This window comes from Pseudomonas sp. Root71, assembly GCF_001429045.1.
Lineage (GTDB): Bacteria > Pseudomonadota > Gammaproteobacteria > Pseudomonadales > Pseudomonadaceae > Aquipseudomonas > Aquipseudomonas monachiensis.
Window position 1 is genome coordinate 87,921 of the sequence record NZ_LMHY01000004.1, and the last position, 24,578, is coordinate 112,498.

23 protein-coding genes are annotated in these 24,578 nt (G+C 56.4%); 9 read left to right on the forward strand and 14 right to left on the reverse strand.

The window, feature by feature from the left end; genetic code table 11:
* Nucleotides 1–99 precede the first annotated feature (99 nt).
* The 7 genes from ASD95_RS05930 to ASD95_RS05960 all read right to left on the reverse strand — a co-directional run bounded on the left by ASD95_RS05930 (nucleotide 100) and on the right by ASD95_RS05960 (nucleotide 6,172).
* A complete protein-coding gene (locus ASD95_RS05930; protein WP_056723286.1) occupies nucleotides 100–1,398 on the reverse strand; it encodes an oxidoreductase in 1,299 nt (432 codons plus the stop codon).
* Nucleotides 1,399–1,464: 66 nt separating this feature from the next.
* Nucleotides 1,465–2,238 (reverse strand): SDR family NAD(P)-dependent oxidoreductase, encoded by a 774-nt coding sequence (locus tag ASD95_RS05935; RefSeq protein WP_056723287.1) that lies wholly within the window; start codon nucleotides 2,236–2,238, stop codon nucleotides 1,465–1,467.
* Between the two features lie 43 nt (nucleotides 2,239–2,281).
* The gene (locus tag ASD95_RS05940; protein WP_056723289.1) at nucleotides 2,282–3,454 is read right to left on the reverse strand and encodes an MFS transporter; all 1,173 of its coding nucleotides are present in this window, start codon (nucleotides 3,452–3,454) and stop codon (nucleotides 2,282–2,284) included.
* Entirely contained in the window at nucleotides 3,451–3,795 is a 345-nt protein-coding gene (locus tag ASD95_RS28385; protein WP_082562920.1) for a c-type cytochrome, read from the reverse strand. The genes ASD95_RS05940 and ASD95_RS28385 overlap by 4 nt, the downstream gene beginning before the upstream one ends.
* Complete coding sequence (locus tag ASD95_RS05950; RefSeq protein WP_056723291.1) at nucleotides 3,792–5,468, reverse strand: FAD-binding oxidoreductase; 1,677 nt, start codon at nucleotides 5,466–5,468, stop codon at nucleotides 3,792–3,794. Before ASD95_RS05950 ends, ASD95_RS28385 begins: the two co-directional genes overlap by 4 nt.
* Nucleotides 5,469–5,471: 3 nt before the next feature.
* Complete coding sequence (locus ASD95_RS29060; protein ID WP_156385740.1) at nucleotides 5,472–5,927, reverse strand: hypothetical protein; 456 nt, start codon at nucleotides 5,925–5,927, stop codon at nucleotides 5,472–5,474.
* Nucleotides 5,928–5,929: 2 nt separating this feature from the next.
* A complete protein-coding gene (locus tag ASD95_RS05960) occupies nucleotides 5,930–6,172 on the reverse strand; it encodes a hypothetical protein (RefSeq protein WP_056723295.1) in 243 nt (80 codons plus the stop codon).
* Between the two features lie 333 nt (nucleotides 6,173–6,505).
* Here ASD95_RS05960 and ASD95_RS05965 point away from each other — a divergent pair, with 333 nt between their 5' ends.
* Complete coding sequence (locus tag ASD95_RS05965; RefSeq protein WP_056723297.1) at nucleotides 6,506–7,099, forward strand: TetR/AcrR family transcriptional regulator; 594 nt, start codon at nucleotides 6,506–6,508, stop codon at nucleotides 7,097–7,099.
* A gap of 107 nt (nucleotides 7,100–7,206) precedes the next feature.
* Here the strand turns inward: ASD95_RS05965 and ASD95_RS05970 are convergent, their stop codons facing one another.
* Entirely contained in the window at nucleotides 7,207–8,319 is a 1,113-nt protein-coding gene (locus ASD95_RS05970; RefSeq protein ID WP_056723300.1) for an FAD-dependent oxidoreductase, read from the reverse strand.
* A gap of 500 nt (nucleotides 8,320–8,819) precedes the next feature.
* Between ASD95_RS05970 and ASD95_RS05975 the strand changes: the two genes are divergently transcribed.
* The 3 genes from ASD95_RS05975 to ASD95_RS05985 are packed head-to-tail and all read left to right on the forward strand — an operon-like array spanning nucleotide 8,820 to nucleotide 12,361.
* On the forward strand, nucleotides 8,820–9,824 hold the full coding sequence (locus ASD95_RS05975) for an ornithine cyclodeaminase family protein (RefSeq protein WP_056723302.1): 1,005 nt from the start codon (nucleotides 8,820–8,822) through the stop codon (nucleotides 9,822–9,824).
* A 46-nt stretch (nucleotides 9,825–9,870) separates the two neighbouring features.
* The gene (locus ASD95_RS05980; RefSeq protein ID WP_056723304.1) at nucleotides 9,871–10,881 is read left to right on the forward strand and encodes a dihydrodipicolinate synthase family protein; all 1,011 of its coding nucleotides are present in this window, start codon (nucleotides 9,871–9,873) and stop codon (nucleotides 10,879–10,881) included.
* Nucleotides 10,882–10,909: 28 nt separating this feature from the next.
* Nucleotides 10,910–12,361 carry an NAD-dependent succinate-semialdehyde dehydrogenase gene (locus ASD95_RS05985; protein WP_201783882.1) on the forward strand — a complete coding sequence of 484 codons (1,452 nt, stop codon included), beginning with the start codon at nucleotides 10,910–10,912 and terminating at the stop codon, nucleotides 12,359–12,361.
* 235 nt (nucleotides 12,362–12,596) lie between these two features.
* Here ASD95_RS05985 and ASD95_RS05990 read toward each other — a convergent pair whose 3' ends face one another.
* Nucleotides 12,597–13,511: a LysR substrate-binding domain-containing protein gene (locus tag ASD95_RS05990; RefSeq protein WP_056723421.1), complete on the reverse strand. Its 915-nt coding sequence runs from the start codon at nucleotides 13,509–13,511 to the stop codon at nucleotides 12,597–12,599.
* Nucleotides 13,512–13,718: 207 nt separating this feature from the next.
* Between ASD95_RS05990 and ASD95_RS05995 the strand changes: the two genes are divergently transcribed.
* The 4 genes from ASD95_RS05995 to ASD95_RS06010 all read left to right on the forward strand — a co-directional run bounded on the left by ASD95_RS05995 (nucleotide 13,719) and on the right by ASD95_RS06010 (nucleotide 17,752).
* Nucleotides 13,719–14,468, forward strand: coding sequence for an SDR family NAD(P)-dependent oxidoreductase (locus ASD95_RS05995; protein WP_056723307.1), 750 nt, complete (start codon nucleotides 13,719–13,721; stop codon nucleotides 14,466–14,468).
* A gap of 100 nt (nucleotides 14,469–14,568) precedes the next feature.
* Nucleotides 14,569–15,867 carry an MFS transporter gene (locus ASD95_RS06000; protein WP_056723308.1) on the forward strand — a complete coding sequence of 433 codons (1,299 nt, stop codon included), beginning with the start codon at nucleotides 14,569–14,571 and terminating at the stop codon, nucleotides 15,865–15,867.
* Between the two features lie 17 nt (nucleotides 15,868–15,884).
* Nucleotides 15,885–16,733, forward strand: coding sequence for a transketolase (locus ASD95_RS06005; protein ID WP_056723310.1), 849 nt, complete (start codon nucleotides 15,885–15,887; stop codon nucleotides 16,731–16,733).
* Nucleotides 16,730–17,752 carry a transketolase family protein gene (locus ASD95_RS06010; protein WP_056723312.1) on the forward strand — a complete coding sequence of 341 codons (1,023 nt, stop codon included), beginning with the start codon at nucleotides 16,730–16,732 and terminating at the stop codon, nucleotides 17,750–17,752. Before ASD95_RS06005 ends, ASD95_RS06010 begins: the two co-directional genes overlap by 4 nt.
* A gap of 124 nt (nucleotides 17,753–17,876) precedes the next feature.
* Here the strand turns inward: ASD95_RS06010 and ASD95_RS06015 are convergent, their stop codons facing one another.
* From ASD95_RS06015 to ASD95_RS06025, 3 genes are read right to left on the reverse strand one after another with little or no spacing between them, the layout of a single operon-like run.
* Complete coding sequence (locus tag ASD95_RS06015; RefSeq protein WP_082562921.1) at nucleotides 17,877–18,785, reverse strand: alpha/beta hydrolase; 909 nt, start codon at nucleotides 18,783–18,785, stop codon at nucleotides 17,877–17,879.
* A gap of 37 nt (nucleotides 18,786–18,822) precedes the next feature.
* Nucleotides 18,823–19,779, reverse strand: a complete 957-nt coding sequence (locus ASD95_RS06020) for a PDR/VanB family oxidoreductase (protein ID WP_056723315.1) — start codon at nucleotides 19,777–19,779, stop codon at nucleotides 18,823–18,825.
* A 1-nt stretch (nucleotide 19,780) separates the two neighbouring features.
* A complete protein-coding gene (locus ASD95_RS06025; protein ID WP_056723317.1) occupies nucleotides 19,781–20,833 on the reverse strand; it encodes an aromatic ring-hydroxylating dioxygenase subunit alpha in 1,053 nt (350 codons plus the stop codon).
* 102 nt (nucleotides 20,834–20,935) lie between these two features.
* Here ASD95_RS06025 and ASD95_RS06030 point away from each other — a divergent pair, with 102 nt between their 5' ends.
* The gene (locus ASD95_RS06030) at nucleotides 20,936–21,850 is read left to right on the forward strand and encodes a LysR family transcriptional regulator (protein WP_056723319.1); all 915 of its coding nucleotides are present in this window, start codon (nucleotides 20,936–20,938) and stop codon (nucleotides 21,848–21,850) included.
* A gap of 543 nt (nucleotides 21,851–22,393) precedes the next feature.
* On the opposite strand, the gene ASD95_RS06035 is transcribed toward ASD95_RS06030, so the two are convergent.
* Together ASD95_RS06035 and ASD95_RS06040 are read right to left on the reverse strand one after the other, a co-directional pair.
* The gene (locus ASD95_RS06035) at nucleotides 22,394–23,599 is read right to left on the reverse strand and encodes a CaiB/BaiF CoA transferase family protein (RefSeq protein ID WP_056723322.1); all 1,206 of its coding nucleotides are present in this window, start codon (nucleotides 23,597–23,599) and stop codon (nucleotides 22,394–22,396) included.
* A gap of 142 nt (nucleotides 23,600–23,741) precedes the next feature.
* The gene (locus tag ASD95_RS06040; RefSeq protein WP_056723323.1) at nucleotides 23,742–24,539 is read right to left on the reverse strand and encodes an enoyl-CoA hydratase; all 798 of its coding nucleotides are present in this window, start codon (nucleotides 24,537–24,539) and stop codon (nucleotides 23,742–23,744) included.
* Nucleotides 24,540–24,578: the final 39 nt, after the last annotated feature.

Genomic DNA, 24,578 nt, shown 5'->3' on the forward strand with positions numbered 1-24,578 from the left:
GCAGGCGTTGAGTTGATCGGATACCGACGTCGAGCCATTGGAAACGAACACCCCGCTCATCTCGCTATAAGACTGATCGAAATGCTCGCCCCAATTGGGTCATTTCTTTTGCGTAGCGCGGACGAGCTTATCGGCAACGCCCATCAGCACATTGTTACCGGCTACCCAGACGCCCAGGTTCTGAACCGGACTGGAACGTTTGGCTTTCGGATCCTCGCGTCCCATCTCCGGGTTTTTATGACAGGCAACCGGCGCGTTGAGTATCAGCCTGCGTAAACAGGAATTGGCATGGTCGCACCACACGATCTCAGCCTCACGACCTTCGATTACCTTCAACGCATAATCAGGGTCGGCCAGCATCTGTCGTGCCAGCATGCTTGCATCGACATCGCCGTCCCAAATAGCCGCCGCCGCTTGCCGGGGATCTGGAGTACTGGAAAGGAACAGGAGCACCCCGCTACCCAGTGCCTTGCGGAAGGCCTGCGGCTCCCCGTGGTTCAGCATGTTGCCGGAAGTACTCGGCACATTGTCACGCATCGACTCGTAGTTGCCCTCGCTTAGCGAGATGAAGTCTAGGCCGACCTCGGCGATGTGCACTGCGACCTCAGCGTAACCCTCCGGCCCCTGGCCGTCGGGCATATGGTCATTCACACTCATACGCACCCCCACCGGATAATCCGGGCCGACTTCGGCGCGCACTGCTGCAACCACATCGCGCAAGGCTCTAGCGCGATTCGCAACCGAACCACCGTATTCATCGGTGCGTTGATTGGCCAGCGGGGACAAAAAGGACGAGTAGAAGTAGCACATGTGTGCGCCAATCTCGACGCCATCGAAACCACTAGCCTTGGCCCGGCGTGCACCGGCGACGACGCTCGCCTCGATGTCCTTGATCTCCTGGATGCTGGCCTCGTGTGGCACTGGTGTTATTCGGCCACCGGGGATAAAGAGATGGTTGGGCAAGCCGCCAGCCCCCAGGTTCACCGGCTTCGGGCTGGCCGCCAAAATCCACTGACCGTTGCGCGGCACGCCCATGCGGCCGAAGCTCGGAAACAGCTGCGCGAACACTGCTGCACCACATTCATGTACAGCATCGGACACACGCTTGAGGTCATCGACGAATGCGTCTTTGTCAAAGCGAAGGTTTGGCGAAAACGGCGACTCATTCCAGGCTCGTTCGCTGCATACCGATCCACCAACGATGACCAGGCCCACCCCGCCCTGCGCACGACGCTTGAGGAACGCGATGGTCTGCTCACTTGGGCGGCCGTCCTCGGTCGGGCGAAGTACCGCCATCGGCCCAAGGATAATGCGGTTTTTAATCTGCAATCCATTGATCTGCAGCGGGCTTGCCAGCACCTTGGCTGCATTGCTTGTATTCATCGAAATGTTGGTCATGGTCAAAACTACTCTTGCCTGTATAGGGTCGGCTTGCCGGGTTCAATCAACTGAATCCGAATCGACTTACATGATTGAGCTGGCGCCACCGTCCACGGGAATATTGATCCCAGTGACCCATTTAGACTCATCAGAGGTCAGGTAAAGGCCTGCCCAAGCGACAGCGATCGGCTCGCCCGGCTTACCCGTCAGGGTGCGCTCCACGATCGGGGCCACGGGTGCCTTGTCGCCAAACTCCCGATACATCGCCTGAACCGGCGGGGTGTTCATTACACCAGGGCTGACCGAGTTAACCCGTACACCAACAGCGACGCCTTCTGCGGCCAGTTGGCGCGTCAAGGCAAGGACCGCCCCCTTCGCCGCGGCATGCGCAGCCTGCGGCAACGTTCTCGCTCCCTGCATGCCAGCACCGGAGCCGATGTTGACGATGGCACCTTTGGACTTCACCAGATATGGCCAGGCAAGCTGGCAAGCACGCCAGACGAGATCGAGCTCATTCTGAATAGTGAAGACATAATCGGCGTCGCTCTGCATCGCAAAAGGCGCAAAACGCGGCAGGCTGGCATTATTGTAAAGCGCGTCAATGCGGCCATGCCGAGCAGCAGCACCATCGATCCAACGCGCTACATCGTCGCGGTCGCTGAGGTCAACAGGAGCAACCACATCGATGGAATGACCATCGCTTTCTACCAGTTTTGCGGTTTCTGCGGCCGTCTGCGGATTGATGTCACAGCCGACAACGATTGCGCCTTCACTGGCGAACAGTCGAGCTGTCTCGCGCCCCATCCCACTGCCAATGCCGGTCAGTAAAACCACCTTGTCCTGCAATCGCTTGCTCATACCAACCCTCTCGTAAGGGACTTCATATTTTTGTTGTTTTACATCACGCCTTACGGGTACCTAGACGAAAGCAGAGGGCGGACAAAAGCCCCAACGCCAATGCCGCCCAGCCCAAGCTGCCATAGCCAACATGCAGGGCGAGCACGCCCCCCAGGAGTGGGCCAGTAGCCGAACCCGCCATGACCATCACCGGAGTGGCTGCGACCACGCGACCGGACGGATCCAGTCGCGCAAGTACCCCGAATGCGAACACATGGGTGAATGTGACGACGGCGATGAGAACTGAGGTCGCTACGATGTAAACCCCGTAACCACTAAACTGGGTCACAGCAACTGCTGCAGTGGCTTGTATCAGAGGTCCCGCCATGACTACGCCCGAGGCCGGCAAGCGGCGTTCAAGGAGATTGGAAAGGGCGACAGGTACGAGATTCACGACGCCACTGATGACAAGCACCGTGGTGATCTGCGCCGCGCTGAATCCGTGCCAGCCTCCTACACGCTCGATGAATCCGAAGACCATCGAATGGCTCACCATCAATAGACTCACGCCAGTGATGCCGAACCATACTCGCGTAGGCAACTTGGCGAGCTTGGATCGATCGTGCTGGATCGCACGGGCGACCTTCGGAAAAGCCAGCAGTGCGGCGAGTGCGGCAGCAAACATGATGCCCGACATTGTGTAGAAGAATATGTTCGGGCCGTTCTTGCCCACTAGCGGAGGCAGCGTCGCCATCACCAGGATGGACAGTAGGCTCAGCGAGCTAAATGCCATTGCCGCTGTGCGGTGCGGATTAGCAGTGCCACCCATCGTCCCGTGAACGATCGACAGGCCGCAGCCGACCGCCAGACCTGCCACGACATGCGCCGAAGCCAAAAGGGTATAGCTACCACTTACGCTTGGCATGCTGGCGAAGGCCATACCCGCCACGGCATAAGCCGCCGACGTTATGCGCTTGCGGTTGAGTCGGGATAGTTTTGGTGCAATACACAGGCTGCTGAGCACGACCGACCCGAGGAACAGAGTCAGAAGGAACCCGGCACGCTGCGGATCAAGTGCCAGTTGCCCGATCAGGACGATTCCAACCCAGATCGGCAAAGTGGTGATATCCATCAGGCCAGCGCAATGCCCGATGACGAGCGCCGCGGTACCGTAGCGGGCTTCCTTCCGGTTGCCAGCAGCCTTCGTCAGAGAGTCAGAAACAGAATGTGAGCTCATTGGTCTTTAGCCTTTAGGTAGTCGACAAGCAATTCAAGGTCGGCGTCGGTTATTTCGGTTTTACGAAATGCCGGCATGATCAGTACGCCGTTGCGAACGAAATACTTGATGAAGGCCGGGGGCATGTCAGTGCGCTCTTCCAATGCAGCCGGTAAGCTGCGGCCATACTTGGCCGCCAGCGAAGCTGTGCCAGGCATGCGTGAAGCTGCGGCGTGACAGATCGCACACCACTGATCGAAAACCTGCTTGCCACGCTGACCCGGTTCGACGTCCCTGGCCGGTTCGGAGGCGACTGCCAGACCTGCCAGCATCATCAGCACGATGAAACTGTTCGTTTTCATTTGGTGCCCTTCCTCAAATGCTTGGGCCAGATGCCGTAGCGGCCCGGCGAAAGAGTTCCGTTAGGATCGATGGCGTCCTTGATGACCTCGTTCAAGCGCAGCAGGCTGTTGTTGTTGTACGAATACAGGCCCATGGCCTGGTCCTGGAATTCCGGGTGGCAACGATATTCGCCCCAGCCATGCTGTGCGCCAATATCGAGCAGCGTCCGATACGCCTTGATGGAGGCTTTGTTCATCGCCGTATCATCGGTAATCGGGAAGCCCACGATGAAAAGGAAAGCGCGCTCGAAAAACGGCGCAGGCAACGCAAAAGGCCTGAGGTTCCAGATCGGCACATTCTGCAGCGCAGGCATGGTGCGGTGCGCTTCTTCGAAGACACGGTTGGCTTCGAGGATGCCTTGCGCAGTCTGTGGAATGACTGGAGAGAACCACATATGGCCGCGCATTGGGTGCGGGTTGCCTCCGGCACGCGTGCCCATACCGAAGAAGTCCATGTTTGGTACACCCACATCCTGTGGGTAAACCGTCCACTCAGCGGAAGCCTTGCGCGGATCGGTCTGAATCTGGCCAGCCTGAAAGCGCACTCCCTTGATCGACTTTGCGGCCAGCTCCTGTACCGCCTCCCACTGGGCCTGGATCACCTTCGGTGGTCCGTAGAACTTCAGGTTAAGCACCCAGTAAGGAATGTTGTTGTCCTGTCCATACTTCTGCAACTCTGCCGAAAAGCCGACGCTGGCTTTCGCAACCAGCTCGGCATGCGGCTTCTGCAACTGCGGCGGGCCATCATAAAATGCGTCGACAAGGTGTTTCGTGTAATTGCTGACACCCAGCAGCGGGCTACCCATTTCCGGAGCACCAGGGGCTAACCCAGTGTTCTCGACGTACTTGAGCAATTCCACTACCGCGTGCAGGTCGTCATAACGCGCGGCCATCACCATGCCATGCATGAAGGCTTCTGGTGCCGGCATCAACCAAATGCCCATCTTGGTGACAACGCCGAAATTGGACTGGGAAAAAATGCCATCCAGGATCGGCCCCATGCCCATCTTGAATTGCCCCCACGTCTGGGAACCGGGAAGCGCTCCCATTCCTGTTCGAACCACCTCCCCATTTGCCAGCACCACCTCCATTCCGCAGTGCGAATCGAAATGGTTGCGAAAGCGCGACAGCGTGTGACCTACTCCATGGTCAAGCGCATTGCCAACCACACTGCCCCAGCCGGGGTCGGCGACATCCAACCACACTTCCAGGCCACGTTCCTGGATGTAGTTATACAGATCGAAATAGCTGACGCCGGGCTCCACGATTGCGTAGCCATTGCTTTCGTTGACCTCAATGATGCGGTTCATCCGCTTCAGATCCAGCACAACACTGCCGCCATGATTGGGCGCTGAACCGCCGTAGCCGAGGTTTTTGCCGGTGGAAATCGTATAAAGCGGTATGCGGTGCTTATCGGCAATGCGCACGACCGCCTGCACCTCTTCAACCGAACCGGGCGCCACGGCAGCTGATGCGCTTCGATCCTCGGGCGTGTCGCGCAGCGGGGAATAAGAATCACGGTAGGGAAACAGATCCTCGTCCTCAACGAAGACCCATTCTTTTCCGACTACACCAGCAAACGCCTGTAGCGCGACGGAAAAAACTTCGGGGGAAACATTCGGGGGTGTTCTCATAATTCACGCGATGATCCATGAAACCAAAGGATTGGGTTGGCTCGCCGGTACGTCGTACTGATGCAGCACAACAGTACGGCGCGACTGGCTGCGTGCTTGTTCTGCAAGGCAATGCCAAACCTCGCGCGTGGTGAGTCCGGCGACAGCGCCACCTTGCTCACGCCAAAACGGTACGAGCGATTCCTGCCAAAGCCTCGTGAGTCCATTCGTGACTTCAAGCCGCGCACTGCCTTTTTTGGCATGCTCAATGGCGAAAGCCAGGCTTTGCGGCAATCGGCGGTCCGTCACGACAAAGCGAACGTCAAACTGACTGGGGTCGAATGGTTCTCGAGCGATCTCTCCGGATGGCTTCGCGAGCACCGGTAGCGCCCCCAGCATGGCGAGCGTCGCGGCACTTGCGGTGGACACGAGAAACTGGCGCCGCCCAAATCCGAGATTGGAAATATTGGGGATCGGCATGCTCACTCCCCGGAAATGTTGAGGAATGTAGCGGAGCTCTGAACCCCGATTAAGAGACTGAGATCGGCGTCGAGGATCGAGCCGTTGGTATCGCGCGTCGAAGCAGCGTTGACGGGGAAGTTTTGGAAATCAGCGGACGCGAATTGCTTGTCGCGTTCAGCCACCTGTTCACTGGTCGAGTGCCAGATGCGGCCCACAATGGTAACGGTCGCAACATCGCCTTTCAGGCTCGAACCCTGATGCATGTTTGTTTCCTCCGCGCGTTCTTGTTGTTGTGCCCGTGACAGGCTTCATATGCGCGAAACAAAAATATACGATCCGTACCGTTTTGTGCAAGCTTACTTTTTTCGGTTTCGTCAGCTGGCAGCCTTCACCTGCCTACGGAGTCAGCCCTCATGGGCCTTCCACACTCGCCAAGCCAAGCCCAAAGCGTTTTTTTACATTGCTTCTTGAGTGGTCTGTTGGCTACGATCAGAAACGCCTCAGCTTGATTTCAGCAGGCAGCCGCCCACGCCGCAGAGTGAGCACATGCAGCTTTACGCTCCTGTTAAAATTAGTCATTTATTAAGGAATACTTTATGCAGGAGAAGTCTTTAGGACGACCACGCAGCGAAGCTACTCGACTGCAAATACTGAATTCGACCATCAAGTTGCTACACGAGAACTCTATTCAGGCCATCTCGATTGAGGCAATTGCAAAGGAAGCCGGTGTCAGCAAAGCAACGATCTACAGATGGTGGGACTCTAAAGCATTGCTCGTGATTGACGCATTCATTGAAAACCATCTTCTCAAGACCCCACTGCCAATTGAACTCGGTCCCAAAAAGGCCATCGCTGCTCATTTCCGCACACTGGTAGAGCAGTTTTCTGGTTGGCCAGGCCGAATACTTGCTCAAATCATAGCCGAGGGACAATCTGACCCTTCAGTATTACGAGCCTTTCGAGAGAGATTCCACTATGGGCGACGCGCGATAGTTAAAGAAACACTTGAAGAATGGAAACGCAGCGGCGAGATCCCAAGCGACACCGATGTCGAGTCGCTTATGGACATCATCTACTCAGCAGTCTACATGCGCTTGTTGGTTGGCCACGCCCCATTGAACGAGGAGTTTGCCAAGTCGCATATCGACTACATATACCACTTGCTGGGAGTAACGAACTCAGAAAACTGAACAGCACTGTTTGGCTGCTGATCGTTATAAAGTATGAGTTGACTCAGTCCCGATTCACCCTGAGAGGTGAATCGGGACTTTTTGACAGATAACGTCAACCTGGTGCTTTAGATAGGCTGCCCCAAGTATTGATAGGTTTTCAGCAATAGAGCCGCCGACTGCTCTCTATTTTTCAGTGGGTCTTCCTGCTCATAGCGACAAAGTTGTAATGAAGCTTCGCAAATGATTTTGCACCGTTCAAATCGGCGCTCGCTATACATCGCCAATGCCTCGTTAACAGATTGGGTCTTGGATATGCAGTCTGCAAGCACGACGGCATCTTCGATGGCCATGCCACCTCCAGACGTCATATGCGGTGTTGGTGAATGTGCAGCATCGCCGATGAGCACTACGCGGCCGCGGTACCAAGGTGCCGGCACCAGCGTGATATCCAGCGGACGGAAGATAACCTGCCTGGCATCGGTCACCTGCTCAAGAGCTTCCAATACAGCGGGCGCGGTATATTCGGCAAGGCGTTCGCGAATCATCGCGCTCGCTTGATCCTCTGGTACCCGCAGAGGCTCCACACTGTTCTCGAGATAAAACAGGTAGCAGCTGTTCTCCGATGTCGGGAAAGAACCCACCGTTTTCCCTGTCGGGCTGCGGTACAGACAGAACCCATCAATCTGAGCCGGACGCGGCGCGTTGAAACGCCAGACACTCTGACCTGCAAAATGCGGCCTGCACTCAGTACCGAAAACCTGATCGCGGAGCTTGGAGTAGGCTCCATCCGCAGCCACTACCAAGTCATAGGTAGCCTCGCGACCATCCGAGAATTTAACTTCGACGCAGTCCCCACGGTCGTCGAGATGTTCGATCGTCAACCCTTTATCCAGAACCGCCCCAGCCCCTTGCGCTGCCGACTCCAGGATTCGAGCAAGTTCTGGCCGACGGATGCCACAGCTGGGGGGTGCAGGGTCCGATCGCAGGAGTTGACCTGAGGAATCGAATTGCCGAAACGCGTCGAATCGCATACCACTGTCGAGACAAGGCTCCGCCAATCCGATCATGTCCAATGCTCGGACCGTGTTGTGTAACAGGCAAATGCCAGACCCTGCCGAGGGAATCCCCGGCTTGATATCAATACAGTGGACGTCCACTCCCGCCCTGCGCAGTGCATAAGCTGCGGTGGCACCGCCGATTCCGCTGCCTACAATCAAAACGCGTTTAACTTGACTCATTCTTGTCTCCTCTCCGCTTCTATGGCGGGTGGTAGCTGCTACTCAATTACACAGCTTGTTTGCCAATTCCGGTACATCGAAGTACGCCTCGGCAAGAGACATCCGCGACCGGGTATAGCCCTCGTATAGTCATCTGCGGCAAGCCTTCAGGCGTCGCGCAGTACTGCTTCAATTGCAGCGACGAGCAAATCCACTGGGCAGGACTGTCCAAGCCTTCAACTACCCTCGCATCCCGCGCTTCATGCCGCTCACCAGACATCGGCATTGCTAAGAACAAACCAAATCTATACGTTCCGTTTTGTTTCCGCAACCATGCCGAGTAAAACCTAGATTTACGCAATAGAGCCATTGACAACGCCAATCTCAGACAACAATACTTTGTATACGCATCGTTTTGTTAGTGCTACCTTCAATTAGATAGCTATTCATAGCCGGAGCGCGGCTTACGTAGGCCGCCTCGCGTTTACTTCAACTCTCTCTGCCGTTTCGGAGCTCGACGCATGACCGCTAATTCCCAGTCTCCCGTGTTCGTTTCAAGCGCTGCCGCGCAGGCCGTTTTCCGTTGGAAAGATGCGATTGCCGCGCTTCAGGCCGCTTATGGGCAACATTTGCCAGCCAGGGCTACCCCGCCTCGTACCGTTGCAAGTCTTGAAAAAACCTGGCTTCGCACCTTGCCGGCAATTCCGGCAAGTGGACGCTACTTCGGCGCCAAGCTGATGGGGTCGAACATGGGCGATGCGCCACCGGGGATCGAATACGTCATCGTTCTGTTTGACCGAACGACCAATCGCATTGCCGCTTTCATTGACGCAAATCTGATGACTGGATTCCGGACTGCAGCTACGTCGGCAGCAGCCCTTGACCGCCTCGCCCCACAGAAACCTGTTCGTCTAGCCGTCATTGGAAGTGGGTTGGAAGCCTCGATGCACACCCGTGCCTTCGCAAGTGTCCGCGAACTGACCGAAATAACCGTCTACAGCCCGACGCCTGAACGGCGCGAAGCGTTTGCCACAGCGGCGACGCGAGATCTCGGTGTACCCGCTCGCGGAGTTGGTTCGGCACAAGAGGCCGTGGAAGGCGCCGACATCGTGCTGACTGCCGCACGCTCACGCGATGAAAAGCCGATTTTGTTCGGCGAGTGGTTGAAGCCGGACGCCATTGTCGTTTCGATCGGTTCGACCATCCCGGAGCAGCGTGAAATAGACATTTCCGTCGTAGAGCGCAGTGACTTGATCATCTGCGACACCCTGGAAGAAGTGCTGGAAGAGACAGGAGACATGCTTGCTGCCCATACCGCCGGGATCGAATTTCGACACAAAGCCTTCAGCCTGTCTGACCTGATGAGTGGCGCCTGCAGTGAGCAGTTGAAGCAAGCCAAGGCCCCGATGTTTAAGTCAGTCGGCGGTGGTCTTCAAGACATTGTGGTAGCGGAACTCATCCTGACCAAGGCACTTGAAGCAGGGCTCGCAACACCACTGCCAATCGATTTTGAAACAAAGCGCTGAGCGAACAGCGACGACTATCACCAACCCTGACTAACAGGAGCCTTACATGGCCAATTACAATAAGAAAGACGCTCGAGACTGGGCACGCGAAAAACTCGTTGGGGTCGCCAACGTTACGATTCCAACAATGACCTCCGACTTCAAACGCATCAATGAGAAAGCCGTTCGCCACGACGTAGAACTGGCAATCAAGCATGGCTTCGTCGGTTCGCTGTCCTGCTCGGAGGTAGCCATCACCCAAGAGCAGTACGGTGAGTTCTGTCAAATCATGGCCGATCAAGCAGCCGGCCGTCTCGTGATCGTTCACCACGCGGTGTTCAACACGCTGGAAGATAACATTGAGGCCGTGAAGCGAGCCGAAGCTGCCGGCGCCGACCTTGTACTGCTTGGCTATCCTCCGTTCTTCTATCCGAAGTCCTATGACGAAGTATTCGAGTACACCAAGGCGATCTGCGACGCGACGAACCTGGGCGTAATCATCTTCCCGCTGCCCGCCTGGGGTTTCAGCCGCTTGCACCCTGCCGATATTCCGCTGGCGGTGCTGCGTCGCATGGTCGACGAGATCCCCAACGTCGTTGCAATCAAAGCCGAAGGCGGACTGCCTTACATCATGTCGGCGATCGAAGTTCACCGCGAATTCCATGAAGAAGTCGTTATCTCATCTCCGCTTGAGTATGAGTACGTGCCTTTGGCACAAGTGATGGACATCCCATTCTGCGGAACCAACTACTCCTCTTACTACGGCCCATTGCTACCACAGATCCACAAGTTGATCCGTGCGGGCAACTACGATGAGGCAACTCAGCTCTGGTACAAAATGGATCCGGCACGTAAAGCGTTTGCAAGCCTCCCAATGGCGGCAAACGGGCTTCTCAATCGCATGATGTGGAAATACCAAGGCTGGTTGCAGGGTTACAACGGTGGTCCTATGCCGCACCCGACCCAACGTGTGTACCAGCGCGACATGGCTGTGCTACGTAAAGGGCTGGAAGCTGCTGGACTGAACCCGACCACCGACCTCGATGAAGCCTTCTTCATCGGTCGTAACTCCATTTGAGGTCTGCCCGATGAATAGCACCGCAACCTTGAATCTGAAAGACCCCGACCTGCTGCGTCAGGCAATGTTGATCGACGGCGAATGGGTCCAGGCAGACAGTGGCCAGACAATCGAGATCCGCAATCCAGCCACTGGTGAATGGGTAGCGCGCGTACCAAACGGTGGAGAGTCCGAGACTCGCCGCGCAATCGCAGCGGCCGAACGCGCCATGCAGGGATGGCGCAAGACGCTGCCAAAGGAGCGTGCAAAGGTCCTGCGCAAGCTCTATGAGCTAATGCTTGAAAACATCGAGGACCTGGCGGTCATCCTGACGGCCGAACAGGGTAAGCCCTTGGTGGAATCCCGTGGCGAAATCCTTTACGCCGCAAGCTTCATCGAATGGTTCGGGGAAGAGGCGAAGCGCGTGAATGGCGACATCATTCCGCAGAATGTAGACGGTCGGCGCATTCTCGTGCAGAAAGCCCCTATCGGTGTTTTTGCAGCCATCACACCGTGGAACTTCCCCTCCGCGATGATTACACGCAAAGCCGGTCCGGGCTGGGCGGTTGGTTGCGCTGGAGTTATCAAGCCGGCCAGTCAGACCCCCCTTTCGGCACTGGCTTTGGCCGTACTCGCCGAGCGCGCCGGTCTGCCGCCTGGTGTGTGCAACGTCGTCACGGGCTCGGCCCGCGCAATCGGCGGGGAGCTCACCGCAAACCCGGTCGTTCGGAAGTTGTCTTTCACAGGTTCGACCGAAGTTGGATCGCTGCTGCTGGCCCAGTGCGCTCCGACCATCAAAAAGGCGAGTATGGAACTGGGCGGCAACGCGCCGTTCATCGTCTTTGACGATGCTGATATCGATGCCGCAGTGAAAGGTGCAATTGCCGCCAAGTACCGCAACACAGGTCAAGCCTGCGTTGCCGCCAACCGCATGCTCGTTCAATCGGGTGTTTACGATCAGTTTGCGAAGAAGCTCGCGGATGCAGCCGCTGCGCTCAGGGTTGGTAATGGCATGGATGACGGTGTGGTACTGGGTCCGCTCATCAATGGGGATGCAGTGCAAAAGGTCGAAGAGCACATTGCCGATGCGGTGAAAAAAGGTGCACGCATTGCTACCGGAGGCAAGCGTCACCCCTTGGGCGGTAGTTACTTCGAGCCAACAGTGCTCACCGATGTGTCACGCGATGCACTGATCTTCAATGATGAAACCTTCGGCCCTGTCGCTCCCCTCTTCCGTTTCGAGACTGAGGACGAGGCAATTGCGATGGCCAACGACACACCTTTTGGCTTGGCAGCCTATGTGTACGCACGTGACGTCGGTCTGATCTTCCGTGTCGTCGACAATCTTGAGTTCGGCATGGTGGGCGTCAACGAGGGGATGATCTCCACAGAAGTTGCACCCTTCGGCGGCGTGAAGACCTCCGGACTTGGCCGGGAAGGCTCAAAATACGGGATCGACGACTACCTGGAAATCAAGTACGTCGCACTGGGCGGCTTGTAAGCCGGCGATAGTGGGTGAGGTGGTGTATGTCTATAAAACATGCGCCCTCACCTACACGCATTCATCACGGCGCTGTAAATTTTGCTCAATGGCCTCACTGATAAGACGTATCAGTGGGGCTCCAAACCCTCGTCTCGCTCTACGAGATCGACACAAGTTACGCATCTGATACCACGGCCAAAAGCAGACACTCACTAGGCAATCTGATGAGATGCGGCGTGTAATGACATCCAGTTCAATAATTGAAGTCATGCCCCAACTCCGCCTGCATCCACTCCAGAAATCTTCTGACCCTTGGGAAGTTGGAATGCGCTTTCGGGAAAACCAGGTGGTGTGCAGTGATTGCCGCACTCAACTGCGGCACTACCTCGACCAACGTTCCACGCGCTAGATAATCCTGCGCAAGCAGTGTGCTTTCCAGGGCAAATCCAAGCCCGTGGCTGGCTGCCTCCAGCGTCATGTAGGAACGGTCAAAACTCAGTGTGTAAGGCTTTTCAGGGCGCGATAAACCATGTTGTGCAAACAACTGTGGCCACTTGATCAGCGTCGCCTCCGACAGAATCAGGTTGCAGTCCAGCAAATCCGCAATGGCATGAATGGGTCGTTTTTCCAGGAGTTTGGGAGAAGCCATGACCGCGATTTTTTCATTGCGCACCGTGCGCACTTCGAAACTAGGCCAGTTGGGCATTCCGTGGCGGATGTCCACGTCGATCTTGTCCCGGCTGAAGTGCAGTGACTCATAGGAACACGAAAGGTTGAGCTGGATGTCAGGATGACTCTGGCGGAATTGCTCCAGACGCGGCATCAGCCACAGCAGTCCGAAACTGGGCGATGAGTGCAAGCGCAGGCAATCGAGGCTGAAGTCACTGGTCGCGCGCTCGGTCGCCACGGCAAGGCTGTGCAGGATGCCGGACACCTCGGTCAGGTACTGCTCGCCCACCGGCGTCAGGGTCACGCCTCTGGCGGTTCGGAAAAACAGCTGTCGCCCGATCATCGCCTCAAGCTTGGCCAATTGGTGGCTGACCGCCGAAGGCGTTAAGTCCAGCAATTCGGCAGCGCGGGCGACATTGCCAAAACGCGCTGTCTGCTCAAAGGCCTGAATGGCTTTCAGGGGTGGCAGTGTCGGGGGTACTTCGCCGGTTGAACGCATGGTGATGGTTTTTCCGCTGTAAATAGCCTGAGCCGGGCATCGAGCCATTCAACCATCCAACTGCAAAAATGACGAGTGCTGAATTTTTTTCAGTACCCAGTGAAGTTCGCGTTATTGCTCAGGAACGGGGTGGAGCACAAGCTGAGTCATCGATTCGCTACGGATCGACCCAATAGCACTCTCCAATAAGAACAATGAGGTACTCCCATGCTTCTCCAAGGCAAAGTCGCGATCATCACCGGTGCAGCCTCCGCACGTGGCATTGGCCGCGCGACAGCGACCACCTTCGCGCAACAGGGCGCACAGGTTGTGATCCTCGACTTGGATGAATCCGCCGCCCGCGATGCCGCCGCCTCCCTGGGCGAAGGCCATCTGGGTCTGGCCGCCAACGTCGCTGATGAATCACAGGTTCAGCAGGCCGTCGCGAAAATCATCGAGCATTTCGGTCGCATCGACATTCTGGTCAACAATGCTGGCATCACCCAGCCTCTCAAAACCCTGGATATTCGCCCTTCGGACTACGACAAGGTGCTGGACGTAAGCCTGCGCGGCACCCTGCTCATGTCCCAGGCAGTGATTCCGCTGATGCGCCAGCAGTCCGGCGGCAGCATCGTCTGCATGTCCTCGGTTTCCGCGCAACGAGGCGGTGGCATTTTCGGCGGCCCTCACTACAGTGCCGCCAAAGCGGGTGTGCTGGGCCTGGCCAAAGCCATGGCGCGGGAACTGGGACCGGACAAGGTGCGCGTCAACTCCATCGCCCCCGGCTTGATCCACACCGACATCACCGGCGGCCTGATGCAGGACGACCGTCGCCACGCGATCATCGACGGCATCCCCCTGGGGCGTCTGGGGGAAGCTCAGGACGTCGCCAATGCGGCCCTGTTCCTGGCCAGCGACCTATCCTCTTACCTGACCGGCATCACCCTGGATGTGAACGGCGGCATGCTGATTCACTGAGTACACCTGGGCGGGCCTGCCCGGCCCGTGCGGTTCTGGATCGACGATGCAGCCGGGCCTCGGGCCCTGGCGGTCAATAAAAACAAGAGATCGAACCATCATGACAACACTGTCGCTCGAAGCGGTTTCGACCGTGCGCTCCTCCGCCTACCGTAAAACGGCCTGGCGCCTGATGCCGTTCCTGATGCTGTGCTATCTGTGCGCGTATCTGGACCGGGTCAACGTCGGCTTCGCCAAGCTGCAAATGATGAACGACCTGGCCCTCAGCGAAACAGTCTATGGACTGGGCGCGGGCATGTTCTTCATCGGTTACTTCCTCTGCGAGGTGCCGAGCAACATCATCCTGCACAAGGTCGGCGCTCGGGTCTGGATCGCCCGCATCATGATCACCTGGGGCATCGTCTCGGCCCTGTTCGCCTTCGTCGAAACTGCCTGGCAATTCTATGCCTTGCGCTTTCTGCTTGGCATTGCCGAAGCCGGCCTGGCGCCGGGCCTGTTGCTGTACCTGACCTACTGGTTCCCGTCCTACCGCCGTGCACGCATGACCGTGTTGTGGTTCATCGCCATTCCGCTGTCGGGCATGGTGGGTGGCCCTCTTTCCGGCTGGATCATGAACCACTTTGCCGGCCTGCACGGTTGGGCCGGCTGGCAATGGATGTTCGTGCTCGAAGCTGTGCCCACCGTTCTTATCGGCTTGCTGGTACTGAGCTACCTCAAGGATGGCGTACATCAAGCCACCTGGCTCGATGACGACGAAAAAGCACTGATCCGCCGCGAGCTGGCCGAGGATGACCAGCAGAAAATCACCCATGCGTCGGTGGGCGAGTTTATTCGCGACCGTCGTCTGTGGTTGCTCGCAGGCATCTACTTCTGCGTTGTAATGGGCCAGTACGCGATCACCTTCTGGCTACCGACACTGGTACGCAACGCCGGGGTTTCCGATCCGCTGCACATCGGTTTCCTGACCAGCCTGCCCTACCTCTGCGCCATCGTGGCAATGCTGCTGGTCGGTCGCAGTGGCGACAAACACCGCGAGCGACGCTGGCACCTGATCGCCCCGATGATTGCCGGCGCACTCGGCCTGACTCTCGCCGCATTGCTGGGCGGCAATATCGTCCTGTCCATCCTGAGCCTGTGCCTGGCGGCGTCCGGCATTCTGTCGGCGACGTCGCTGTTCTGGATGCTGCCCACCACATTGCTCGGGGGCGTTTCCGCCGCCGCGGGCATTGCGGCAATCAACAGCTTCGCCAACCTCGCCGGGTTCTGCTCGCCTTACCTGATCGGCTGGATCACCACACAGACCGGCTCCAGCGCCATCGGCATGTACCTGATCACCGGTGTGCTGGTGAGCGGCGCCCTGCTGGTCCTGCGCATTCCCGCCGCCCTGGTCAATCGTTGAGTTAACGGAGTTTCATCATGACAACCCAGTCTTCACACGCTTCAAGCAAGAGTCTGGCGCAGCGCGCCCACAATATTCGTCGTCACTCGCTGCGCATGGGACAAGTCCAGGGCCAGGGTTATGTCGGCCAGGCCCTCGGGGCGGCCGACCTGCTGGCCGTGTCCTACTTCCATGCGTTGAATCTTAAGCCTGAGGACCCGGAATGGGAGGAACGTGATCGCTTCTACCTCTCCATCGGTCACTACGCCATTGCGCTGTATGCCGCCCTGATCGAAGCCAAAATCATCCCGCTCGATGAACTGGAAACCTACGGTTCGGACGACAGCCGCCTGCCGATGTCGGGCATGGCCGCCTACACCCCGGGCATGGAAATCACCGGGGGCTCGCTGGGTCAGGGCCTGGGCATCGCTGTCGGTGCCTGCCTGGGTCTCAAGCGCAAAGGCTCGGCCTCCTTCGTCTACAACCTGCTGTCGGACGGCGAGCTGAATGAAGGCTCGACCTGGGAAGCCGTGATGTCGGCGGCGCACTGGAAGCTCGACAACCTGATCGCCATCGTCGACGTCAACAATCAGCAAGCCGATGGCTATTCGAGCGAAATCCTGTCGTTCGAACCCATTGTCGATCGCTGGCAAGCGTTCGGCTGGTTCACCCAGCGCGTCGATGGCAACGACATCGATGCACTGGTCGCGGCATTCGATGCCGCTCGCCATCATCCCGGCGCCCAGCCACGAGTGATCATCTGCGACACCAAAATGGGCAAGGGCGTGCCCTTCCTGGAAACCCGCGAGAAGACGCACTTCATTCGCGTGGAAGAGCACGAATGGGATCTGGCACTGAACAATCTTGAAGAAGGAAAAAACCAATGAGCAATGCCGCAAACACTCCGACTTCGACTGCCGAGCCGATCAAGAAGCGTCTGACTACCTCGGCGATGATCGCCTCCATTGCTTCGGAAGGCCAAGCCACCAAGTCGGCGCCTTTCGGACATGCATTAGCCGCGCTTGCCGATCAGCGTCAGGACATCGTCGGGCTGTCCGCCGATCTGTCCAAGTACACCGACCTGCACATCTTCGCCAAGGCCCATCCCGACCGTTTCTATCAAATGGGCATGGCCGAGCAATTGCTGATGAGCGCGGCCGCCGGCATGGCCCGAGAAGGCTTCGTGCCGTTTGCCACCACCTACGCGGTGTTCGCTTCGCGCCGTGCCTATGACTTCATCTGCATGGCCATCGCCGAGGAAAACCTCAACGTCAAGATCGTCTGCGGCCTGCCCGGCCTAACCACCGGTTACGGCCCAAGCCACCAGGCTACGGACGACCTGGCGATCTTCCGCGCCATGCCTAACTTGATGATCGTCGATCCGTGCGATGCACTCGAAATCGAACAGGCCGTGCCCGCCATCGCCGCGCATCAGGGGCCGGTGTACATGCGTTTGCTGCGCGGCAATGTGCCGCTGGTGCTGGACGAGTACGGCTACAAGTTCGAGATCGGCAAAGCCAAGACCCTGCGCACCGGTAACGACGTTCTGATCATCTCCACCGGCCTGATGACCATGCGCGCACTGGAAGCCGCCAAGGCACTGCAAACCGACGGCGTCGATGTCGCCGTGCTGCACGTACCGACGATCAAACCCCTGGATGTGCAAACCATTCTTGCCGAGGCAAGGAAGCCAGGTCGGCTGGTGGTCACAGCAGAAAACAGTTCGATCATTGGCGGTCTTGGCGAGGCCGTTGCAGGGGTGCTGCTGCGTAACGGAGTGACGCCAACTTTCAGGCAGATTGCTTTGCCCGACGCGTTCCTTGACGCAGGTGCCCTGCCGACGTTGCATGATCGTTACGGAATCTCAACTCAAGCCGTTTGCGCACAGATTAAAGGTTGGCTGTAACCGCACTCCAAAGGCACCTGCCCCCAGGTGCCGTTCAACTCGATGCAAGTTAGTAAACTTCCTCAGCCTCTAACGTCATGACTATGAAACCAGACGGGCTTCCTGATTCGGTAGCTCAAAGCAATCACCTGCAACGAGAGTCAACCGCCAACGCCCCTTGCCGTACCAGCACCCCGTTTATGAAATTGACGGCAGCGGCGAGCGCCTCACGCCCCTCGGAGAGCACCGGCGCATATGCCTGCCAGACATGAAACATACCGGGCCATACCTCCAGCCTGGTGTCCACGCCCGCTGATCCAGCGTTTCTCGCCAGACGTACTGCATCATCAAGAAGGATTTCACACTCCCCCACTTGAATCATCATTGGCGGCAACCCCTGCAGGTCAGCCTCCAAGATAGCAGTCTCGACCTGATCTCCCAGGTAGGCGTCAGCACTGGCTTGCAACTTCTGAGGTGTAAGAAAGCAGTCCACTGCAATCTTGGTATGGATGCTTTCTCCGGTAAGAGCCAGATCCAGCCAAGGAGAAAACAGCACCACGCAACCTGGCATTTCCATTCCCATGGTCCTGGCGTGAATCAGGGCGGCCATGATCAAATGGCCTCCCGCCGAATCCCCCACCAATGCAATATCGTTTGCTCCTTCGCAATTAGCGAGTAACGCCGCATACGCAGTCAGAACATCTAGCTGTGCAGCAGGGTATGCATGTTCAGGTGTCAGTCGATAATCAACCACGTAAGCCGTGGAAGATGTACCGGCAGCAAGCGTGCCGGCGATTCCCTCAAAACCTTCAGCGCTGCCCACCATGAAACCACCACCGTGGACATAGAGCAAAGAGCGCTGGGAATCCACACAGGTTAACTTCCGCACAGGAACTCCACCGAGTGTCGACGCCGTGGAGCTGCAATCAGGCGGAGGCGAAAAACGCTTGCACAAGTGGTCAAAACCTATACGAGCCTGCTGCAGCGACCCAGGAGGATTTTCTCTTCGAGAGAGCAGTTCATTACGAATAGCATTCAGTTCATAACTACTCATTCTTGCCTACCAATCAAAGAGTGACGTGGAGTGTCAGTCAGATATCAAGCACCAGCCTTGATGACTTGGCACGTGAAACACACTGCAGAATGACCGCATTGGAAGCACGCTCCTCATCGCTGAGGACATAGTCCCTATGATCAACTTCACCCGCTAGCACCCGGCACTCACAGGTACGGCAAAGGCCCTCCCGGCAGGAATAAGGCACCATTATCCCCACCTCTTCGAGTGCATCTAGAAGGCTGGTATCAGCTGGCACGGTTAACTCCATGCCACTGCGAGCAAGTTCCACTACGAAGCTTTTGTTCTGTTCCTTTTCAGGTGCATTCGACTCAGGTGCACTAAACAACTCGAAATGCACCTGGCCGGAAGGCAGGTAAGCCTGTGCGGCATCCCGTACCGCATTCATGAGCGGTGACGGCCCACAGCAATAGAGGTGGTCCGTTGCCTTTGCTTGTCGAGTAAACGCCTGCAGATCGGGACGACCGGCCATTTCGTCATCCGAGTGAAATACTAATTTTCCGCCACGAGGAAGATGCTCGATGTAAGCAGCCCGGGACCGGGATCGGACGCAATAGAGAAGTTGCCATGGTTTGTCATTCGCATCGCACCAACGAATCATGCTAAGAATCGGCGTAATGCCGATACCGCCGGCGATAAATAAATAGGTGCTTGCGTCGTGTGCCAGCGGAAAGTTATTGCGAACCGCGCTAATTTCGAGCAGGTCGCCAACTCGCAGATGTGCATGAATGAACGCTGAGCCACCCCGTGACGGCTCAGACAATCCGACCCCAATTGAGTAGCTTCCGTCCGAAGGATCGTACCGGTGAACGGAGTACTGCCTGATCAGACCATTTGGCAGGCGAACATCAATGTGCGAGCCCGCGTCGGCCACAGGAAGAGGTTGACAGTCCAAGGCCAGCAAGCGGATATCCATAATGGCGTCAGCAGCTTTCACGATCGCCATCACTCGAACGCGGTTCCAGTCGCTCATCTCAGACCTCCTGGATCTTGACGGGATTGCTTATCGCCTGCTCAGCCTTATAAGCATTCGCCACCAGCCACCTGAAATACGAAAGAGCAGCATCAGCTCCGATCGGAATCATTTTGAAATCGGAAGTCAACTTCAACATGCGATCTTGCGCATGAATCATATCGCTGTCCTCCTGGAACGCTGTGACGACCTGGTTGTGGATTGCCAGCGTCACCTCGGGGTCATCAATGGCGAAATTATGAGGCTGCGAAAAGAAGTAGTGCGTGGATTCGTCCGTTTCCGGAGTCAGTGCCTGAGTGCTACGGAACTCTGCCGCATTGACGCGATTTCCCGCCTTGGCATTTTGCCCACTGGGCTGCATTCCCGAATCCATCAGGAAGATGCTCGGCAGCAGGAAGTCATAGATATTCCAACGATCGACAGACCCCGGATAATTTTTGACTTTCTGCACAAAAGGTGCGGGCTTGATTCCTTCACCCCAACGCGTTACTCGCACGCCGTTTTCCAGCTTTTCGACCATAGGTATGCAGGCCGCATACGCCTCGTCACCGCCCAGCGTGTTCGGATGAACATAGGGCAAATGTGCGAGGTCAAGCAGGTTGTCAGCGATCAGCAGGTAGTTGGTGGTGTAATAGGTGTAACCCTCCAGGCTTCGCCACTCGGGGTCATCCAGCCAATGTGTATCAGGGATCAGGGACGGATCCGCCAGGCTGGCATCACCCACCCAGATCCAGATCCACTTGTGCTTCTCTACAATTGGGAATGTGCGCACCTTAGCCTGCGGAGGAATGCGCTCTTGTCCGGGTATTTCGACGCAGCGCCCCACCGTATCAAATAGGAGACCATGGTACATGCACCGAAGCTGATCGCCTTCTAGGCGCCCTTTCGACAGTGGAGCGCCTCGGTGACAGCAACGGTCTTCGAAAGCCACCACTTTTCCGTTGGTATCACGCCATAGCACCACTGGCACGTTGAGAATCGTTCTTGCGAGAAGTTTATCGACTGGGATCTCACTCGACCAAGCAGCTACATACCAAGCGTTACGAAGGAGCATGACGTCGACCTCATTTCTTGTTTTTGGTGTTGAAATTATCTTGCTGACGCCATGCTAGCGGTGGATCATCTATGCGCATAGATCATGGAGCTAATACAGAATATGCGCGGTACTCATGGTAAAAAATTCGATTTGAATCTCTTGCTAGCGTTCGATGCGCTTCTGAAAGAGCGCAATGTATCTCGAGCAGGAGAGCATCTTGGTTTGACGCAGAGCGCCATGAGCCATGCACTACGACGTCTCCGGGAGTTTTATGAAGACCCCCTCTTCGTCCGTATTGGCGATGCGATGAAGCCGACGCCTTTCGCAGAGGAGATGGGGGATTCAGTTCTGGAGATCGTATCCGCCGTACAGCACAGGCTGTTGGCGCAGGCCAGTTTCAGCCCTATGTCTTCCACCAGGGTCTTCAGCCTTTGTATGACGGATATGGGCGAGTTGGTATTTTTGCCCCGGCTGATTTCAGAACTTCAGAAGGTGGCCCCTCATTGCCGAATACGAACATCGCAACTACCCACCGAGCATATAGCTAACTCACTGGAGAGAGGTGATACAGACCTGGCTATAGGATCACACTACATCCAGGACCCTAACCTTTTTCAACAAGAACTGTTTAAACACTCTTTTTGCTCTATCGTCAGTACCATGTACCCTGGTAACGAAGTAGACCTTGAACAATTCCTGAGCATGAAGCATGTTTCCGTCGTTCTGTCAGACAGTAGTACACGCTACGACCAGTTTATCGACGAATTGGGGCATCAACGAGAAATTTACCTTACAACCCCACACTTTATAACGGTCCCGATGATACTGGAGAAAAACCCGAATCTAATCGCAACCGTGCCCGGTGACCTGGGGCAAACATTCCGACGCTACAATGCGGTCAAGGTAATTAAAACCCCGATCAAGTCCCCCAGCTTGCACCTGCGACAGTATTGGCACCCGCGCCATCATCATGACCCCGGAAATATATGGCTTCGCCAGTTGGTCAAGCTTCTTTTCGACAAGTATATGAGTTGATGGGCGTGATATTGGCGCAATCTAATCATTCCCTCACTTCAATGATTGCGGCAATTTACGAGGATAAACCTACGCTTATTGAATAAGGGAAATGATGAAATTTCACCGCTATGATATTAGAATTTATCGCTATCCAAATATGTGAATAGCGATCGTAAACGCTTCCCCTTAGCTAGAAACAGAGCGTCCACTCAGCTTTTTGGTGGTGTGTGCTTTCTTTAGGATTCGGCGTGCAGAGGAAGCATAAGACATTAAATATGCCGCCGGCCGTTGCGTGGGAACGCGCGATGAAAAATCGCTTGCCCCCCGAAAAAATTTCCGAAGAATATCTGGATATATTATGCCGAGGCGTTACCGAAGCATGTACAAGTTCAGCGGATTGATCGGTCGCACGCGATCGCCCTTGGCATAGACCTAACGAGACTTGATTCTGTCTTTTCCAGCGTACGTGGCGACAGCGACGTCGCCACCTTCATGGGATCAACCAACTCGTGCAATTCCACAGCATCTCGGACGTCGGAGTTGTGCGGCTCCCCTTAAAGATCAGATCACTCCTCTAGCTTTGAATACCGAGATCTGTCCATCTGAATAGCCCAGTTCCTGCAAAACACTGACACTGTGCTCCCCCAAACCCGGCGAGGGTTTTTCTTCGACCATTTCGGTGTAGGGCATATGCACCGGATGCTTGACGTAGCAGTTTCCCGATTGGGCCGGCACCTCGACAATCATGCCGCGATGTTGCACCTGCGGATCGGCGATTGCCTCGGCGACCGTGTTGATCGGGCTGCAGGGTACGTCGGCCTCCTGAAGCGACTTCATCCAGTACTCACGGCCGCGCTCTTGTAATCTCGAAGTCATCAAGGACTCCAGATGAGCGTGATTCTGCGCGCGCAGCGGACCGTCACGCAGCAGCTGATCATCTATCCACTCAGGTCGCTGCATCGCGATGCACATCCGTTGCCACTGCTCTTCGGTATCAACACAGATGGCAATCGGTTCGTCGGCGGTAGCGAAAGCCTGGAACGGCGCGATCAGCGCGTGGCGACTGCCCAGACGGCGCGGAAGATCACCCACCTGCAGGAAGCGTGCAACAGCGTTTTCCATCATTGCCAGCTGGCAATCGAGCATCGAAATATCGATAAACGCCCCCTTTCCGCCCTCCTGCCCCCTGCCCACCAGCGCTGCCAGCACACCGACGGTGGTGAATAAGCCAGACCCGATATCGCCTAGCGAAATGCCCACGCGTGCAGGTGGTCCGAACTCTTCACCGGTAATGCTCATCATGCCGGACATCGCCTGTGCGACCACGTCAAAAGATGGCAAATGTTTATAAGGGCCATCCTGCCCAAAACCTGAAATTGCGGCGTAAACCAATTGCGGGTTCAACTCACTCACGGCTTCATAACCGAACCCCAATCGTTCCATCGCCCCCGCCCGGTTGTTTTCAATGAACACGTCAGCCGTCGTCAGTAACTGGCGAAGAACAGCTTTGCCCTCCTCCTCTTTCAAGTTCAGCGCGACGCTGCGTTTGTTCCGGTTGACGCTATTGAAGTAGATACTTTCCTCGTCTTTGAACGGCGCAACGCTGCGGGTGTAGTCCCCGCCTTGCGGCCGCTCAATCTTGATGACATCAGCCCCGAGCATCGCGAGCAGCCAAGTTGAATAAGGCCCTGCCAACATATGAGTCGCATCAATTACACGTATACCGCTCAGAGGCCCTTTGTTGGGTATTTCAGATTTAATCGACATGACTTCACCCTGCCCGGCAACTGAGGTTGCCAGCGAACAATTAATATTTAAATTCGAGAAAGCGTCTGTTCATCCAAGCGTCAGAGCTTTCTATTCTCGGAAACGCGACAACATCAGTGTTTCATTACACCGCAAAGTTGTTCTAAAGCCCTTTCCACGCTGGTGGACGTTTTTGCTGAAACGCTGCAACGCCTTCACGAAAATCAGCAGAGTGATAGCAACGCAACAACACATCCTCATCCTCGACACTTGCTACTTGCGCGTCTCGAAGTCGCCGCAACGTAGTTTTGGTGGCCCATAGCGTCAGTGGCGCAAGCTGCACCAAATGCTCCGATACGCGCTCGGCCGCAGCTTCCAACGCGTCTTCGTCCACCAACTCCCTGAACGCCCCGCTTGCCATAAGCGCCGAGGCGTCCAGCAGACGTGCGCTGAACACCATTTCTTTTGTCATTGCTGTGCCGAACAAATCGACAAGACGCTGATAGTTCAGGGCGCTGAGGCAGTTGCCAACCGTTCGTGCAATGGGAAATCCAAATCTGGCTGAACGGCTGATGATGCGCACGTCACAAGCTGCCGCGATAAGTGCCCCCCCACCCACACACGGACCCGCGATGGCGGCAACGGTTGGAAATGTCAGCGCTTCAAGAGAATGGATGAGCGTTTCACTGTGACCTTCGAGTTCAAGAAACTCAGCTGTCGTTTTCGCATCCTCCAGAGCGCCGAAATCTGCCCCCGCCATGAAGGAGGGGCGCGCGCCCGTTGCGCCGGTCAGAACCAGCGCCTTGACTGATGCATCGAGTGTCAGCTCTTGAAAAATCCCGGTCAACGCCTCTTCCATTCCAGGCGACATCGCGTTCAAGGCGTGAGGTCGATTGAAGATGACCCATTCAACACTCCCTCGTCGTAACCGAACAATTTCGGCGCTCTCTTCGATTTTCATAGTTGAATCCTGTCTGGCCATTTAATAAGTGCTCACAGT

Bases quoted from the DNA above. Each gene is read 5' to 3' on its own strand.
- ASD95_RS05935 (WP_056723287.1), bottom strand. From the start codon at position 2,238: ATGAGCAAGCGATTGCAGGACAAGGTGGTTTTACTGACCGGCATTGGC.
- ASD95_RS05950 (WP_056723291.1), bottom strand. From the start codon at position 5,468: ATGAGAACACCCCCGAATGTTTCCCCCGAAGTTTTTTCCGTCGCGCTA.
- ASD95_RS05940 (WP_056723289.1), bottom strand. From the start codon at position 3,454: ATGAGCTCACATTCTGTTTCTGACTCTCTGACGAAGGCTGCTGGCAAC.
- ASD95_RS06025 (WP_056723317.1), bottom strand. From the start codon at position 20,833: ATGCTCCTTCGTAACGCTTGGTATGTAGCTGCTTGGTCGAGTGAGATC.
- ASD95_RS06015 (WP_082562921.1), bottom strand. From the start codon at position 18,785: ATGAGTAGTTATGAACTGAATGCTATTCGTAATGAACTGCTCTCTCGA.
- ASD95_RS05965 (WP_056723297.1), top strand. From the start codon at position 6,506: ATGCAGGAGAAGTCTTTAGGACGACCACGCAGCGAAGCTACTCGACTG.
- ASD95_RS06040 (WP_056723323.1), bottom strand. From the start codon at position 24,539: ATGAAAATCGAAGAGAGCGCCGAAATTGTTCGGTTACGACGAGGGAGT.
- ASD95_RS06005 (WP_056723310.1), top strand. From the start codon at position 15,885: ATGACAACCCAGTCTTCACACGCTTCAAGCAAGAGTCTGGCGCAGCGC.
- ASD95_RS06030 (WP_056723319.1), top strand. From the start codon at position 20,936: ATGCGCGGTACTCATGGTAAAAAATTCGATTTGAATCTCTTGCTAGCG.
- ASD95_RS05930 (WP_056723286.1), bottom strand. From the start codon at position 1,398: ATGACCAACATTTCGATGAATACAAGCAATGCAGCCAAGGTGCTGGCA.
- ASD95_RS06035 (WP_056723322.1), bottom strand. From the start codon at position 23,599: ATGTCGATTAAATCTGAAATACCCAACAAAGGGCCTCTGAGCGGTATA.
- ASD95_RS06000 (WP_056723308.1), top strand. From the start codon at position 14,569: ATGACAACACTGTCGCTCGAAGCGGTTTCGACCGTGCGCTCCTCCGCC.
- ASD95_RS05980 (WP_056723304.1), top strand. From the start codon at position 9,871: ATGGCCAATTACAATAAGAAAGACGCTCGAGACTGGGCACGCGAAAAA.
- ASD95_RS05990 (WP_056723421.1), bottom strand. From the start codon at position 13,511: ATGCGTTCAACCGGCGAAGTACCCCCGACACTGCCACCCCTGAAAGCC.
- ASD95_RS29060 (WP_156385740.1), bottom strand. From the start codon at position 5,927: ATGCCGATCCCCAATATTTCCAATCTCGGATTTGGGCGGCGCCAGTTT.
- ASD95_RS05970 (WP_056723300.1), bottom strand. From the start codon at position 8,319: ATGAGTCAAGTTAAACGCGTTTTGATTGTAGGCAGCGGAATCGGCGGT.
- ASD95_RS05960 (WP_056723295.1), bottom strand. From the start codon at position 6,172: ATGCATCAGGGTTCGAGCCTGAAAGGCGATGTTGCGACCGTTACCATT.
- ASD95_RS28385 (WP_082562920.1), bottom strand. From the start codon at position 3,795: ATGAAAACGAACAGTTTCATCGTGCTGATGATGCTGGCAGGTCTGGCA.
- ASD95_RS05975 (WP_056723302.1), top strand. From the start codon at position 8,820: ATGACCGCTAATTCCCAGTCTCCCGTGTTCGTTTCAAGCGCTGCCGCG.
- ASD95_RS06020 (WP_056723315.1), bottom strand. From the start codon at position 19,779: ATGAGCGACTGGAACCGCGTTCGAGTGATGGCGATCGTGAAAGCTGCT.
- ASD95_RS06010 (WP_056723312.1), top strand. From the start codon at position 16,730: ATGAGCAATGCCGCAAACACTCCGACTTCGACTGCCGAGCCGATCAAG.
- ASD95_RS05995 (WP_056723307.1), top strand. From the start codon at position 13,719: ATGCTTCTCCAAGGCAAAGTCGCGATCATCACCGGTGCAGCCTCCGCA.